General features: G+C 68.3%; 11 protein-coding genes. 7 read left to right on the top strand and 4 right to left on the bottom strand.

The window, feature by feature from the left end:
• Positions 1-5: 5 nt before the first annotated feature.
• Positions 6-698 (top strand): response regulator, encoded by a 693-nt coding sequence (locus AC2YHT_RS05740; RefSeq protein ID WP_487288613.1) that lies wholly within the window; start codon positions 6-8, stop codon positions 696-698.
• A 7-nt stretch (positions 699-705) separates the two neighbouring features.
• On the opposite strand, the gene AC2YHT_RS05745 is transcribed toward AC2YHT_RS05740, so the two are convergent.
• The 3 genes from AC2YHT_RS05745 to AC2YHT_RS05755 form a co-directional block, all read right to left on the bottom strand.
• Complete coding sequence (locus tag AC2YHT_RS05745; protein ID WP_487288614.1) at positions 706-2,493, bottom strand: ATP-binding protein; 1,788 nt, start codon at positions 2,491-2,493, stop codon at positions 706-708.
• Between the two features lie 93 nt (positions 2,494-2,586).
• On the bottom strand, positions 2,587-3,870 hold the full coding sequence (locus tag AC2YHT_RS05750; protein ID WP_487288615.1) for a hypothetical protein: 1,284 nt from the start codon (positions 3,868-3,870) through the stop codon (positions 2,587-2,589).
• Positions 3,871-3,898: 28 nt separating this feature from the next.
• Positions 3,899-5,176, bottom strand: coding sequence for an SGNH/GDSL hydrolase family protein (locus tag AC2YHT_RS05755; protein WP_487288616.1), 1,278 nt, complete (start codon positions 5,174-5,176; stop codon positions 3,899-3,901).
• Between the two features lie 373 nt (positions 5,177-5,549).
• Between AC2YHT_RS05755 and AC2YHT_RS05760 the strand changes: the two genes are divergently transcribed.
• From AC2YHT_RS05760 to AC2YHT_RS05770, 3 genes are all read left to right on the top strand, one after another.
• Positions 5,550-6,707, top strand: coding sequence for an acyltransferase family protein (locus AC2YHT_RS05760; RefSeq protein ID WP_487288617.1), 1,158 nt, complete (start codon positions 5,550-5,552; stop codon positions 6,705-6,707).
• A gap of 290 nt (positions 6,708-6,997) precedes the next feature.
• Positions 6,998-8,413, top strand: coding sequence for an O-antigen ligase family protein (locus AC2YHT_RS05765; protein ID WP_487288618.1), 1,416 nt, complete (start codon positions 6,998-7,000; stop codon positions 8,411-8,413).
• On the top strand, positions 8,410-10,377 hold the full coding sequence (locus AC2YHT_RS05770; RefSeq protein WP_487288619.1) for an acyltransferase family protein: 1,968 nt from the start codon (positions 8,410-8,412) through the stop codon (positions 10,375-10,377). Before AC2YHT_RS05765 ends, AC2YHT_RS05770 begins: the two co-directional genes overlap by 4 nt.
• Before the next feature lie 54 nt (positions 10,378-10,431).
• On the opposite strand, the gene AC2YHT_RS05775 is transcribed toward AC2YHT_RS05770, so the two are convergent.
• The gene (locus AC2YHT_RS05775) at positions 10,432-11,577 is read right to left on the bottom strand and encodes a glycosyltransferase family 4 protein (protein ID WP_487288621.1); all 1,146 of its coding nucleotides are present in this window, start codon (positions 11,575-11,577) and stop codon (positions 10,432-10,434) included.
• 204 nt (positions 11,578-11,781) lie between these two features.
• Here AC2YHT_RS05775 and AC2YHT_RS05780 point away from each other — a divergent pair, with 204 nt between their 5' ends.
• The 3 genes from AC2YHT_RS05780 (at position 11,782) to AC2YHT_RS05790 (ending at position 15,459) form a co-directional block, all read left to right on the top strand.
• Positions 11,782-13,008: a lipopolysaccharide biosynthesis protein gene (locus tag AC2YHT_RS05780; protein WP_487288623.1), complete on the top strand. Its 1,227-nt coding sequence runs from the start codon at positions 11,782-11,784 to the stop codon at positions 13,006-13,008.
• A gap of 259 nt (positions 13,009-13,267) precedes the next feature.
• Positions 13,268-14,335, top strand: a complete 1,068-nt coding sequence (locus AC2YHT_RS05785) for a glycosyltransferase (RefSeq protein ID WP_487288624.1) — start codon at positions 13,268-13,270, stop codon at positions 14,333-14,335.
• A complete protein-coding gene (locus tag AC2YHT_RS05790; RefSeq protein ID WP_487288626.1) occupies positions 14,332-15,459 on the top strand; it encodes a glycosyltransferase family 4 protein in 1,128 nt (375 codons plus the stop codon). The genes AC2YHT_RS05785 and AC2YHT_RS05790 overlap by 4 nt, the downstream gene beginning before the upstream one ends.
• Positions 15,460-15,468: the final 9 nt, after the last annotated feature.

A 15,468-nucleotide genomic window follows, 5' to 3' on the forward strand; every position in this document is an offset into this window, starting at 1 on the left:
AGGTCATGAGCGCGCTTCGCCCCCGCATCCTGGTCATCGACGACGAGCCGCAGATCCACCGGTTCCTCGCCCCCGCGCTCGACGCGGCCGGCTACGACCCGCTGCGCGCCGACGGCGGCCAGGAGGGCCTGCGCGGCATCGCCCTGTGGTCGCCGGACGCCGTCGTGCTGGACCTCGGCCTGCCCGACATGGACGGCAAGGAGGTGCTGGAGAAGGCCCGCGCCTTCTATGACGGGCCGATCCTGATCCTGTCGGCCCGCGATCGCGAGATCGAGAAGATCGACGCCCTCGACAAGGGCGCCAACGACTATGTCGAAAAGCCGTTCGGGGTCGGCGAACTGCTGGCCCGCCTGCGGGTGGCCCTGCGCCAGCGGGCGGCGACCCAGGCGCCGGCCGGCCCGATCCGCGCCGGGGCCGTCGAGCTCGATCTCGAAAAGCGCCTGGTCACCCGCGACGGGGCGGTGGTGAAGGTCTCGCCGCGCGAATACGAGGTCCTGGCCCGCCTGGCCCTGGGGCGCGGCAAGGTGCTGACCCACAAGGAGCTGCTGACCTCGGTCTGGGGTCCGGCCCACATGCACGACACCCAGTACCTGCGGGTCTTCGTCGGCCAGTTGCGCCAGAAGCTGGAGGCCGACCCGGCCCACCCGAAGATCCTGCTGACCGAACCGGGCGTGGGGTACCGGTTCATCGGGGATTGAGGGGCGACTAGCGCCGCGGCCGGCTGAGCCGGGCGGCGTCGCGCACCCGGGTCAGCAGAGTGGCGATGTCGATCGGCTTGGCCACGTGGCCGTCCATGCCGGCGGCCAGGCAGGCGTCGATCTCGGCCTTCACCGCATTGGCCGTCAGGGCCAGGATCGGCGTGGCGCTGGCCGGGAAGGACAGGGCGCGGATCGCCCGCGTCGCCGCCAGGCCGTCCATGCCCGGCATCCGCACGTCCATCAGCACCACGTCATAGGCCCGCGCGCGCACGGCCTCGACGCCCGCCGCCCCGCCGTCGGCGCAGTCCACCGCGTGATCGGCCGAGCGCAGCACGGCCTCGGCCAGGGCGCGGTTCATCTCGGCGTCGTCGACGACCAGGATGCGCAGGGCCTCGTCCTTGGCGGCCATGGCGGGGGGATCGTCTTCGGCCGGGCGGTCGGCGGGGCGGGCGGGGATCTCGAACCAGAAGGTCGAGCCCTTGCCGACCTCGCTGTCGACGTCGATGGTTCCGCCCATCAGCTCGACCAGCCGCTTGCAGATCGCCAGGCCCAGACCCGTGCCGCCATAGCGGCGGTGGATGGTGGAATCGACCTGGCCGAACGGCTGGAACAGACGCTCCCGCGCCTCGGGGGCGATGCCCGGGCCGGTGTCGGCGACCGTGAAGCGCAGGCGGTCGTCTCCGGCGGGCGCGACCGACAGGATCACGCTTCCCTCGGCGGTGAACTTCACGGCGTTGGTCACGAGATTCAGCAGCACCTGACGCAGGCGGGTCGGGTCGCCGGCGATCGCCTCCGGCGTCCCCGGCGCGATCTGAAGGCTCAGCGCCAGCCCCTTGGCTTCGGCGTCGGGACGGGCCATGGCCGCGCAGCTGTCGACCAGCCGCGCGGGAGCCACGACGCCGTCTTCCAGCATCAGCTTGCCGGCCTCGACGCGGGAGAGGTCCAGAATGTCGTCGACGATGGCCAGCAGGGCCCGGGCGGCGTCGCGCACGAAGCCGCGATAGCGCCCGCGCTCGTCGCCGGACAGCGCGTCGCGGGCCAGCAGTTCCGAAAACCCGACCAGGCCGTTCAGGGGCGTGCGCAGCTCGTGGCTCATCGCCGCCAGGAACTCCGACTTGGCGCGGTTGGCCGCCTCGGCCTCGTGCTTGGCGTCGGCCAGGTCGAGGGTCAGCTGGGCCAGCCGCTGGTTGCGCCGCTCCACCCGCTCCAGGGCCGCCGTCCGCTCCTGCAGCAGCCGGCGCAGGTCGCTGACCCCGGCCCGCGTGGCGATGGCCGCGCCCAGCGTCTGGCTCATGTGGCGCAGCAGCTCGATCTCCTCGACATTGAAGGCGGTGGCCTCGCCGGCCATGGCCTTCAGCACGCCCACCGCCTGCTCGCCGTCGAACAGGGGCGCGCAGACCATCGAGCGCAGGCCCACCCGGCGGCAGGCGTCGCGGTCGACGCGGGGATCGGTCTCGCTGTCCTCGCACACCAGGATGGCGGCCTGTTCGACGCACAGGCCCGACAGGCTGCCGGCGCGGGGCAGGCGCAGGCCCAGATGCTCGGCATAGCCTTCGCTGACCGCGCGATAGACCATCTGGTCGCCGTCGACGAGCTCGACCACGGCGCCGCGCCCGGCCATCAGCCGGTGGACGCTGTCGACCACGATCTGCATGAAGTCGTCGACGCCGACGTCGCTGCTGGCCAGCAGCGATTGGATCTCGGCAAGGGCGCGCAGGCCCTCCATCCGCCGGTTGAGAATTTCGAGACGGGCGGCGCCGGGGATAGCGGGGAGCGAGGCCGACAGATGACGCATCGCGGGCATCCAGCTTCGCCTTGAGACTGGAACCAGCGCGGTTCCCGCACAAGCACCCTCCGGCTGAGCCGGGGCGGCGAAAGCGCCCGCGGGCTAGCGCCGGAAGCGGGCCACCCGCATGGCGCTGTCGACGGTCAGGTTGAAGCTGGTTCCCCGGCGGCCGTCGATGGTGGTGACCACCTCGCCGGCGTTGGTCAGGGCGCGGACGTCCACCAGGGTGAGCGCTTCTGCGGCGTCCAGCTGCACGGCCTCGCTGGAGGTCTCGATCAGGGTGCGGGTGGTCGGGTTGTAGTCGGCCACGCCGCGCCAGATCGGCACCAGGTAGTCGCCGTCGGAGCGCTGGAACACGGCGGCGTAGACGCTGGTCCCGCCCGAGACCGAGATGTCGACGCTGCTCGCATAGCTGTCGCCCGTGTCGGCGAACATGGCGATCAGGTTCTTCACGGCCAGGTACGAAGCCTTGGGCGTGGCGCTGGCGTCGACCAGGCCGAAGTGGGATTCCGGGTCGGCCTCGCCGCGCTCCCGGGAGTCGGCGAACTCATAGAGATACGAGCGCGTCATCCCGCGCAGGAACTGGATCATCAGCCGGCGCGGCAGGTAGCGGGCGATGATTTCCGGCGGCGTGGGCGGGTGCGACTTCGTCGTCGTCATGGCGCTGTGGTAGCCGGTCTCGGTCGAGATCACCGGCTTCTGCGGCGTGTTCACCCGGGCCGCCGCCATGTAGCGGTCCACCGCGCCCGCGCTGACCGTCTCGGGGTGGTTGCCGCCCGGGTAGGAGTGGACGTTGCCGTAGTCGACATAGCCGCTGATGTCGCCGACCACGCTCCCCGCATTGCCGGTATAGCTCGGGGCCACGACGCCCACCGCGCCGAGCTTGGCCGAGTTGCGGACGGCGTTGTACAGGTACATCTGCATCCGCACGCTCGCCTCCTGCCAGTTGGTGTAGCTTGAGAGGTTCGGCTCGTTCACGCCTTCGAAGTATTCGATCCCGCCGTCCATGTTGTCATAGGTCTTCTCGATATAGAGAAAGTCGTCGGGGGTCGGCTCGGGGTTGAGGCGGGCGGCGATGCAGCAGAAGCGCACGCCCTGCGCCACCAGCGCCCGGCATTTCTGAAAGTAGGGATAGTTGTAGGGGTAGTCGGTCTTGACGAACACCTCTTCGCGAATGTGCTTGATGCCCGCGTCGACGATCAGCGGCAGCAGCTGGTCGAACTTGGTGGTGTAGACAGTGCTGCCCCACGACAGGTGCGTGCAGACCCCGACGCTGTCGGCCAGGTCGGCGGCGCGGTAGACGGGCAGGCTGTCGCGGGCCGAAGCCAGCCCGGGCGCGGCGGCCAGGGCGGCGCCCTGGGCCAGGAACAGTCGTCTATTCTGCACGGCGGTTCTCCTCCGGCTTGGATCGGGGCTAGGCGGGGACCACCCAGGGCCTGCGCATGCGAACGGTCGCCTGGCCGGCGCCGAGGCAGCGCGCGGTCATGCGCACGGTGACGCTGGTCAGGGTCTTGGTGTCGGAAACGATGTGGGGCAGGCTTTCCACCGTCAGCTTTCGGGCGCCCGTCGAGGGGATCACCCGCTTGCCGCTGGAAGACCGGGCCTGGAAGGCCTGGGCGAAGGTGCCGTCGCTGTAGTTGTAGTCAAGCTGGCAGCCGACGTCGGCCAGGTTCGTGAAGCCGGCGTCGACGTCGATCTGGCAGCCGACCAGGAACCGCCCGCTCTTCGGGAACTGGGCGATGGGCAGGGCCTGGTTGACGCGGACGCCGCCCAGCGCGGTGGCGGCGTTGGCCGTGGTGACGGCGGCGACGATCTCCTTGAGCCCGTCCGCGCGGGTGTTCAGCGAGAACACCGCCCCGCAGTTGGCGTTGTCCACGCCGCCCGAGAACTTGTAGGGCAGCACGCCGCTGTTGCCGGCGCCGGGCGAGCCGCCGGTGGCGGTGGCGAAGTCGGGATTGATGACGAGGTTGCCGCTGGGGGCCGGATCGGCTTCGGCCGGCAGGTAGGGACCCGCGACGCTGGCGAAGAAGTCGCCGCCGGCGATGGCCCCCGGCACGTCCAGATGTATGCCGTCATAGGAATAGCCGGAGCGGAACGTGATGGGGCTGGTGCTGGACAGCAGGATCGGGATCCAGTCGACCAGGATCACCTGGCCGCCGCTGGCGGCCGCGATGGCGCGCAGCTGATCGTTGAGGCCGCCCGAGCCGTGGAAACTGGCCGCCTGGCTGACGCTCATCGCCTGGTTGCCGGGGTCGGTGAACAGGAAGACCCGCATGCCGGCGGCCTGCGCCTTGGCGATCATGTAGTTGATGTTGGCCACCGTCTGGCTGACGGGAAGCCCGGCGGCGACGTCGTTGACGCCGAGCAGGATCGACAGGAACGCCGCGCCCGAGTCGAGGGCGGAAGGCAGCCAGTCGAGCGCCTGGGTCGAGGTGAAGCCCGAGGTGGCGAACACGCCGGAGAGGGGGAAGCGCTGCCGGTGCAGCATGTTCGCCCAGTTGTAGTGGCACTGCGACGCGCCCTGGATGCGGTTAAGATCGAAGGTGACGATCGCCGTCCGGCTGTCACCGATGGGCGCTATCTTCACGCGCGCAGCCTGACCGGCCGCCTGGTTTGAAGCGGCCAGGCTCTCGCTCACCGAAACGGCGCCGATCAATGACGCCATTGCGCCGATGAAAAAACGACGTTCCATGAATTGTGCTCCCGAAAGATATGTAATGGTCAAGCTTACTGGGCGTGAATCGATCTATAGTTAAGATGACTGTCGTGTTGATTTTGCATGCTTTTGTGCGTTGCGAGCCGATGGTAATATAAATTCGAAGCAAGTTGGCGCCATTATTTCGATATACGGGGAAATTTGAGGTATGCATGGAGTCGTGGATGGGGCTCTTCGCGGCTCTTGCCTAATTTTTGCTCGAAGTGGACGAGATTTTTGACAAAGCTTCCCCTGGTTGAGTTTGGCGGAGGGCGGGCCTGTCGCTCGGCGTCGCGATCGGCTATGGGTGGAGCGCCCGGTGAATGCCTCCTGGAGGGGTGTTCGTTCTGGGCGGGGAAGGTCGGGGGCGATGGATCAGCGGCATGAAAATGCGGCCGCGCTCGAGGCGGCGCGACCGGCCGCGCCGATCGGCGGGGCGCGGCTCAGCTATCTCGACGGTTTGCGCGGGCTCGCGATCTGCGGGGTCGTGCTGATACACGTCGGCCAGGCGATCCCGAGCCTTCCGTTCGCGCTCGAACGCTTCGCCAGCTTCGGGTTCCGCGGCGTCCAGCTGTTCTTCATCGTCAGCGCTTTCACGATGTTCGGCGCCTATGCCGGCCGCGCCTTCGTCGCCAGGGACTTCTACATCAGGCGCTTCTTCCGGATCGCGCCGATGTTCTATCTGGCGGTGGTGCTCTATCTGGCGCTGCGGGGGATCACTTCGCCGGGCTACGAGATCGACGCGGCCGTGGTCAAGAACGTGCTGCTCACCGTGTTCTTCGTGCACGGCCTGTCGCCCAGCGCGATCAACGACATCGTCCCCGGCGGCTGGAGCATCGCCTGCGAGGCGCTGTTCTACTTCATCTTCCCGTTCCTGCTGGCCACGATGACCACCCTGAGGCGCGCGCTCGTCGTGGCCGTCGCGGGGGTGGCGCTGTCGGTGATCTCCCGGCTGGCCTTGCCGGTCCTGCTGGCGGGGCGGGTGGAGGCCGAGGCGCTTTCGCACTTCGTCCATTTCGGCTTCCTCACCAACCTGCCGGCCTTTCTGTTCGGCGTGGTGGTCTATCATCTGGGAGCGGCGCCGGCGGTCCAGCGGCTGCGTCCCTACGCCAACGGTGGTGTGCTGGCCGTGCTGCTGCTTCTCTGCGGCGTCGGCGCGTTCGGCTTCGGGCCGCTGCGCAATCCGCTGGTCGTCAGCGCCATGCTGACGGGGCTTGTCTTCTTCACGATGCAGGCGTCCTGGCCGATCATCGACAACCGCGTCCTGCGCTACATCGGCAAGATCAGCTTCAGCGTCTATCTGCTGCATTTCCTGGTCCTGCACGTGCTGGACACGGTGGTCGCCCGGCTCGAAGGCTGGCCGACGGCCGCCTTCATCGTCCTCTATGTTTCGGTGATGGCGGTCTCCGCGGCGCTGGCCAGCCTGACCTATCGCTTCATCGAGGCGCCGATGATCGACTTCGCCAAGACCCTCTCGCGCAAGCCCACGGTCGCGCCGGCCCCGGCGGTCTCGTCGCGCCCCGACTGACGCGGGGGCCGCCGCCGTCCGCCTCTTCCGACGGCGCCGCGTGAAAATTGCATGATCTCTGTGTTGCGCTGCGGCGCCTCGCTTCCCCTGGAGCGAGGAGGCTGCTACACGCACCGAGAAGAGTTGCCGCGGCGTCCAGGCGACGATCACGAGACGGCGTCGCTACGGATATCGTAACAAGCATGGTCTTCATGTCCGCTAGGCAGAATTCGCTCGCGTCGAGCCGGGCGACTGGTCGCGTTACGCAGTCGCGCGTGACAAACGTCAGCTTTCTGCTCATCGCGTTTTCTGTGTTTATTTTTCCGTTCAACGGCGAATTCTCGTTCTCGCCGCTCGGAGAGCTTGGCCATGAGGCCTATGCGATCTTTGCGGTGTTCGCCACGCCGCTGATCGCGTTCAGTTTCTTCCGTGATGGCCGGCTGTCGATCGACAAGACGCTGACAGTCTTTCTCGGCTTGTTCGCGCTCGTCATTTTTCTGTCGATGGTCGTGAACTTCAACGAGATCTCGGTCGCCAACTTCCGCAACCGCGGCGGCGGCGAGAAGATGATGACCAGCACCATGGTGCTGGTGTTCGGCCTCTACTATGCGCACCTGATCCGCAACGCGGCGATCTACGACTTCGACAAGTATGTCATGCGCCCGCTGATGATCGTGCTGGTCGTGGCCGCGGTCGTCGGCTGCATCGAGTTCATGGCCTGGCACATCGGTCCGGTGACCACGGCCTACACCGCCTTCTCGAGCAAGTTCCTGCACGCCGCGGTCGGACGGGGCCACTTCATTCCGGGGCGGATCCACAGCATCACCTACGAGCCGTCCAATTTCGGCGCGTTCCAGATCTTCATCCTGCCGTTCGCCTATTCGTATCTGCGCTCGCCGGTCCGCTCGGCCTTCAAGCCGCTGATCTTCGTGTGCACGGCGCTGCTGGTGGTGTTCGGCTTCATCTCCGGCCGGACCGCCCTGGTCGGGGTGATGATCATCACGGCCGCCTATTTCCTGATCGACCAGATCCTGCGCATGCGCGGCTTCAGCTTCCGCATGGCCTGGCGGGTGGTGCTGATCCTGTTCATCGCCGCCAACTTGCTGCCGCTGCTCTACATCGCGCTCAACAGCGACCAGATCGCCGAGTCCATAATGCAGTCGGGCCAGGTCTCGAACGTCACGCGCTTCGGCACGGTGGCCATCCAGATCAAGCTGTTCCTGCAGCATCCGCTGCTGGGCGTGGGCATGGGGCAGTACGGCTTCTACGTGGCCTCGACCATCCCCAGCTGGGCGCTGAGCTGGGAGTTCGTCCGCTGGATGACCGACCCGAACTCGTCGTTCTTCCCGTCGTTCTCGCTGCACTCGCGGCTGGCCGCCGAACTGGGCGGGATCGGCGTGCTGGTCTGGACGGCCATGGGCTGCGTCATGGTGCAGATCACCGGCCGCGCGGCCAACCGCTACCGTGAAGCCACCGGACGGCTGCCGCTGATCGCCGTGGCCATCGTGGCCACCCTGTTCGGCACGGTCCTGGCCGGCTGGTCGGTGGCGACGATGAAGATGTTCTGCTTCTGGGGGCCGCTGGGGCTGGCGGCCGCCTACGCCGTCGCCGCCGGCGGCATGGAGGGCGTCCGCGCCCGCCTGGCTCCGCCCCCCTCGCGACCCGCCCGTTTCCGGGCCCCGACCTCCAACGCCTCCTCCCCAGCCGCCAGCGGAGACGCCTCGTGACCAGCAGCGCCCTGACCGCGGACGACGCCGTCCTGCCCTCCGCCGCGACCCGCGAAAGCGCGGCTCCGGCCTCCGCCCAGCATGCCTCGCTGGCCTATCGCGCCGACATCGACGGCCTGCGCGCCGTCGCGGTCATGTCGGTGCTGCTGTTCCACGCGGGCTTCGGCACCCTGGCCGGCGGCTATGTCGGCGTCGACGTGTTCTTCGTCATCTCCGGCTTCCTGATCACCTCGATCCTGCGCAAGGAGATCGTTGGGCAGTCGTTCTCGATCTCGACCTTCTATGTGCGCCGCATCCGCCGGATCATCCCGGCCCTGCTGGCGACCATGACCGTCACGACGGCGGCGGCCTTCATGCTGCTGCTGCCGTCCGAGCTCGACGATTTCGGACGCTCGGGCCTGGCGGCCCTGGCCAGCGTGTCGAACATCTTCTTCTGGGCGACTTCGGACTACTTCGCCGCCCACGCCGCCACCCAGCCCCTGCTGCACACCTGGTCGCTGGCCGTCGAGGAGCAGTACTACCTGCTGCTGCCGCCGCTGCTGTTCCTGCTGCGCCGCCGCTCGCTGCGGACCTGGCTGGCGGTGATCGCGGGTATTGCGGCGGTCTCGTTCGTCGCCGCCGTGATCACCGTGGCGATCGACACCAGCACCGCCTTCTACCTGCCGTACTCTCGCGCCTGGGAGCTCATGCTGGGCTCGGCGCTGGCCATCCTGCCGCTCGGCTGGCGGCCGCCGGCCTGGCTGCGCCAGGTGATCGGCGTCGTCGCCGTGGCCTGCATCGTCGGACCGCTTTTCCTCTACGGCCGTTCCACGCCTTTCCCAGGGATGGCGGCCCTGCCGCCCTGCCTGGGCGCGGCGGCCTTGATCTGGCTGGGCGGCTGCGGCGGCTCACTGGTCAATCGCGGCCTGTCGCTGCCGCCGGCGGTGTTCATCGGCAAGATCTCCTATTCGCTCTATCTGGTGCACTGGCCGCTGATCGTCTTCCAGCAGAGCAACGCCGTGCTGCTGGCCAACGGCTCGCTGCTGCTGGTCAAGGTGGTCCTCGTCCTGGCCAGCCTGGCGCTGGGCGTGGCCTCGTGGTGGATCGTCGAGCGGCCGTTCCGTCGCCAGGACCTGTTCTCGACCCGCCGGCTGCTGATCGTGGTCGGCGTCTGGTCGGCCGTGCTGCTGGCCGTGTTCGGCGGCCTGGTCGCCACCAAGGGCTGGCCCGAGCGCTTCCCCCCGCAGGCGCGCGAGATGGCCAGCTGGCTGTCCTACGAGGCCGACCCGGCCTATCGCGGCGGCAAGTGCTTCATCGCCTCGGGTCACCGCCTGGAAGACTACGACCGCAAGACCTGCCTGACGCCGCCCGTGGGCAAGCCCTACGACGTGCTGGTCGGCGACAGCCACGCCGCCCAGCTGTGGAGCGGCCTGGCGCAGACCCAGTCGAGCGACGTGATCCTCCAGGCCACCGCGACGGGCTGCAAGCCAGTCCTAAAGCGCGCCGCCAACGCCAAGCCGGCCTGCGACGCGATCATGGGCCTGGTCTATGACGACTTCCTCAAGCACAACACGCCGCGCCGGGTGATCATCGCCGCCCGCTGGCGCGCCGAGGACATGCCGGGGCTGGTCGAGACCGTGCGGGCCCTGCGCACGCGCGGCCTCAGCGTCGTGCTGGTCGGGCCGATCGTGGAATACGACGCGCCGCTGCCGCGCCTGATCGCCCGCGCCCTGACTGAAGGCAAGCCGCACCTGCCGGCCGAGCACCGGGTGCCGGAAGCCGGTCAGCTGGACAAGGAAATGCGGGTTCTGGCCCGACGCGAGGGCGTGTCCTACGTCTCGACCTACCAGGCGCTGTGCTCGGCCGATCGCTGCGTGCAGACGCTGCCGGACGGCTCGCCGGTGCAGTTCGACTACGGTCACCTGACCAAGTCGGGCTCGGCGTTCATGGCGCGCCGCCTCGAAGAGCAGGGCCTGTTCCGCTAGGCTGAAAAAGACCGTGGAGCGCCGCGTCGGCGGCGCTCCACGTTTCCTGGTGCGTCAGGCCGCCTCGTTGAGCACGGCCTTGGCGGCCACTTCCCACACGTACATGTCGCTGCGGGCCTTGGCGCCGGCCGCCAGGCGTTCGCGCAGGCCCGGTTCCTCGATCAGGGCGGTGATCGCGCGCGCCACGTCGTCGAGATCGCCGTCGTTGGTCAGCAGGCCTGTGACCTGGTCGATGGCGACCTCGGGGATGGCGTCGACGCGCGAGGCGATCGCCGGGGCGCCGGCCGCGGCGGCCTCGGCGATGACCAGGCCGAAACCCTCGGCCTTGCGCGGGATGTAGGTCGCCGTGTGCATCAGGGCGTGGGCGCGGTGGTACAGGGCGCGGATGTCCTCGCGCGTGACCACGCCCAGCAGGCGCACGTCGGCCGCGCCGGCGGCTATCGCCGCCTCCAGCTCGGCGGTGTAGTCGGCCTCGACCGGCTTGCCGACGATCAGGTAGGTGACGCGCTCGCGCAGGTGCGGCGGCAGGCGCTCCAGGGCGGCGATGGTGATGTTCTGGCCCTTGCGGCGCTCCAGCCGGCCGGCCGAGACCAGCACGATGCGGTCCTCGCCGATGGCCAGGCGCTCGAGGACGTCGCTGCCGACGTCGGGCTCGCGCCAGAAGGCGTCGACGCCCAGGGGCACCGGATCCACCTTGCCCGGATCCACATAGGGGTGGTTGCTCAGCAGCTCGCTCTTGGTGAACTCGCTGTTGGCCACCACCTTGCGGAAGTTGCGCAGCGGGCGATAGACGCCGGCCGCGCCCAGGCTCGTCAGGATCTTGCTCTTGATGTCGGTGCCGTGCACGCCGGCCACCATCCTGGCGCGGCGGTTCAGCCAGCCGATCGCCATGATCATCCGGTAGTCGCAGGCGAAGATCACGTCGTAGTCCTCGGCCGCCAGCAGGGCGCGGGTCTTGCGGGCGATCAGCGGCAGCTGCTTGTGCGAATAGGCGGGCAGGGCGATGTGGCGGGTCTCGACGCCTTCGGACGCCTCGGGCGCCTCGGGGCCCACGCCGATGATGGTCGGCCGGTGGCCCAGGGCGGCCAGCGCCTTGGCGATGCCGCCGACATAGGTGGCGATACCGCCAGGATAGGGCGGATACTCCGTGGACAGCAGCGCCACTCGTCTAGTCATTTCATCGCCCTTTTCGAAGCGCATCGACTGCTCCTCTTAAGTATTGCGCCCCGTGTATGACGCTGGCCTTGCATCCGAAAGGCCTACGTGTGAAAGCCAGCGCGAATTGTATCGATGAGGGTGCGCATGTCCGTCTCCGACCCGCGAGGGGATACGGAAGAAGCAGTTTTCGCCGATAAGCCCAAGCTTCAGGGTATGCGTCGGCTAGGCGCCCAGAGTATCGGCCTGATGTTGGCCAGTATTACGCCCGCGGCTTTGCAATGGTTGATGATGGCCCTGGTCGCGCGCTCGGAAGGGCCGCACCGCCTGGGCGAGTTCGCCTTCCTGCAGGGCATCGCCGTGCCCGCCGGCTACATGGCCTGGATGTCCCTGCGCCAGCAGGTGGTCTCCAAGCGCGTCGACGGCGTCGAGGACGCCGATTTCACCTTCCTGCGCACGGTTCTGCCGGCGGTGATCTATCTGGTGCTGATGGCCGGCCTGGCCCTCTCGGGGCGCGGTCCCGAGGCTCTGTGGCTGGCCTTCGGGGTGTTCGCCCTGCGCTTCGCCGAGGGCTATTTCGACCTGTCCTACGGCTTCCTGCAGCGGGACTCCCAGGTCCGCCTGATCGTCGAGGTCAGCATCAGCCGCCTGGTGGTGTCGACGATCGTCTTCCCGCTGGCCTACTGGCTGACCCACAATCTGGGGCTGGCGCTGCTGATCCTGGCCGGGGTCTGGGGCGCCGCGGCGCTGATCGCCGAGCGCCGCATGGCCAATCCCGTCACGCTCCGTCAGGTCTGGGACCGCACGCCGGAAACGGTCAAGCGGCGCATGAGCCTGGCGCTGGTTTCCGCGCCCATGGCCCTGTCGTCGGTGCTGATGTCGCTGAACTCCAACGCCCCCCGCTACGCGCTGGAGCGGATCGGCAACGAGGCGCTGGGCGTGTTCGCCGCCACCTTCCACTTCGTCGCCGTCGGCGGCGTCGCCTTCGCCACCGTCGGCCAGCTTCTGCTGCCCCGTCTGGCCTCGGCGGTGCGCGCCCACGACCGGCGCGGCTTCATCCGGCAGACCGGCATCGGCCTGGCGCTGGCCGTCGGGGTCTCGATCGTCGCCGTCGTCGCCGTGCGCCTGGTCGGCGTGCAGGTGCTGCGCATCGTCTATGGTCCCGAGTTCGCGGGACAATTGGGTCCGCTGACCATGGCGGCCATCTCGGCCGGCCCGTTCTACTGCGTGTCGATCCTGGCCTCGGCCGCCTTCGCCGCCGGCCTGTCTAGCCGCATGGCCGTCTGCTACGGGATCGGCCTGGCCGCGACCCTCGTGGCTGGCTTCTTCAGCGCCAGTCTTGGCCTCTACAGTGCATATGTCGCGATCACTATCGGTTCTCTGGTGCAAGTGGCGGCGTTTGCCATTGCCATCAGTCTGGACTGGCGAAACAAATCGCGATTGAAGAAAAGCTCGGGCGTGTTGAAGACGATCTGAGGCACAAAGCCCGGGTATAAAACCCGTTTCATCGCTAATTGTCGTCACATCTAGTGGCTAGGGTGCCGCCATGTCCGGTTATGGCTTGGCTTTTCGCGGCCTGATGTGGCCTGCAACGCTTGTGTGAAGACGTCCAGGACGGAAAATGACTAAGTTCGAGCGAGTTTTTGTCGTCCTGGATGGGGATTTCACGCGAACCGACGGTGCGCCGTCGTCAAATCGCACGCACTACGAGAACTTTTCGAAACGCTACACTACGGTGTTCAACGACGTTTCCTTGCTGTGCCGCGTGCATGACATCGAGGAAGCGGGCGCGCTGGCGGTCGAGGGCCCTGGGGTCAAGGTGATCGCGCTGCCGCCCGTTCACGGACCGGCGGACCTGCTGCGCTTCGGGCCGAGCATCCTTAAGACCTTCTTCTCGATCCCCCGCAAGTCGCCGGTGATCCTGCGCGTGCCGGGCATCTTCCCGGCCATCGCCTGGATGGTGCTGACCCTGCGCGGCATGCCCTTCGCGGTGGAGGCCATGGCCGACGCCGACGCCCAGTTCGCGCCCGGCGCCTACAAGAAGCGCTTCCGGGCCTTCTACCGGGTGATCTGGACGGCGATCATGAAGGCCCAGTGCCGCATGGCCGCCGTCTCGTCCTACGTCACCGCCCGCTCGCTGCAGGCCGACTATCCGCCGAACCCCAAGCGGCCGACCTTCAACTACACCACGCTGGACCTGTCGCCCGATCACCTGGCCGCCGCGCCGCGCTCGGCCGAAAGCCTGGGCAAGGAGCGGCTGACCCTGGTCAACGTGGCCATGATGCAGAAGCACCTGAAGGGCCAGGACCTGATCATCGAGGCCGTGGCCATCCTCAAGTCGCGCGGCGTGCTGGTCGATCTCTGGCTGGTCGGCGACGGCGACACCCGCGCCGAGTTCGAGGCCCAGGCGGCCGCGCTCGGCGTCGCCGATCAGGTGCGGTTCCTCGGCAAGAAGAAGGCCGGCGCCGAGGTCTACGCCATTCTCGACCAGACCGACCTCTTCGTCCTGCCGTCGCGCCAGGAAGGCCTGCCGCGCGTGGTCATCGAGGCCCAGGCCCGAGGCCTGCCGTGCGTCTGCAGCCAGCTGCCGGGCAACACCGAACTGGTGGGCCCCGAATTCCTCGTGCCCCAGGACGACGCCAAGGGCTGGGCCGACGTCGTCGGCCGGCTTGCCGCCGACCGCGACGAGCTGGTCCGCGCCAGCGCCGTCAACCTGGAGAACGCGCGCAGCTACACCACGACGGCCGTCTACCCCGTGCGCGAGGCCTTCTACACGCGCGTCGCCGAGAGCGCCCAGTCATGAAGATCCTGCACTTCGCCCAGATGCTGCCCGGCGGGACGGCGAGCTATCTCGAAGAGATCGCGCCCGTCCAGATCGAGGCCTACGGCGTCGAGAACGTCCGTTTCCTGCTGCCGGAATCCTCGCTCGACCACGTGCCGTCGATCCCGCGCGAATGCATCGTCGGGTTCGATTGCGAGCAGCGGACGGTCGCCGACCTGGCGCGGCTGGGCCTCAAGCTGGCCGGCACGACGGCGGCCTTGAAGCCTGACATCGTTCACCTGCACAGCAGCTTCGCCGGCGTGGCCCGGCCGGTGCTGGCGCTGAGCCAGCCGCGCCCGAAGGTGATCTACTGCCCGCACGGCTGGGCCTTCACCCGCGATGGCAAGGCGCTCAGCTCCAAGGTCTACGCGGTGCTGGAACGGGTGCTGAGCGGCTTCAGCGACGCCATCGTCAACATCTCCGACTACGAGCAGAAGGCCGCGATCGCCGCCGGCGTGCCGGCCGAGCGGATGATGGTCATCCACAACGGCGTGCGTCGCGTGCCCGAGGTCGGGACCAAGGTCGAGCTGGGCGAGGGGCGGCTCAACCTGCTCTTCGTCGGCCGGCACGACCCGCAGAAGGGCCTGGACATCCTGCTCGACGCCATCGAGCGGCAGCAGCGCGACGACATTCACCTGCACGTCGTCGGCGGGGCGGTCGTGTCGACCGGCATTTCGGCGACGAACCGCCAACGCGTGACCTTCCATGGCTGGGCCGACCGCAAGCGCGTGGCCGCCTTCATGCAGGCCGCCGACGTCCTGGTCATGCCTTCGCGCTGGGAGGGTTTCGGCCTCGTGGCCATCGAGGCCATGCGCGCCGGCCTGCCGGTGATCGTCAGCGACCGCGGCGCCTTGCCCGAGGTGGTCAATCACGGCGAGGCCGGCCTCGTGGTCTCGCTGGACCAGCCCGACGCCCTCAAGGACGTGCTGGAGGACCTGACGCCTTCCCGCCTCGAAGCGCTGCGCGAAGCCGGCCTGAACCGGTTCGAGGCCTGCTACACCAGCGGCCGCCTCAACGCCTCGCTGGACGATCTCTATCGCCGCCTGCTGGAGCCGGCGCGCCCCACCTTCACGGGCGTCGAACTGGCCAGCCAGGCCGCGTCCTGACATGAAAAA

The organism is Caulobacter sp. SRI_008 (genome assembly GCF_057586355.1).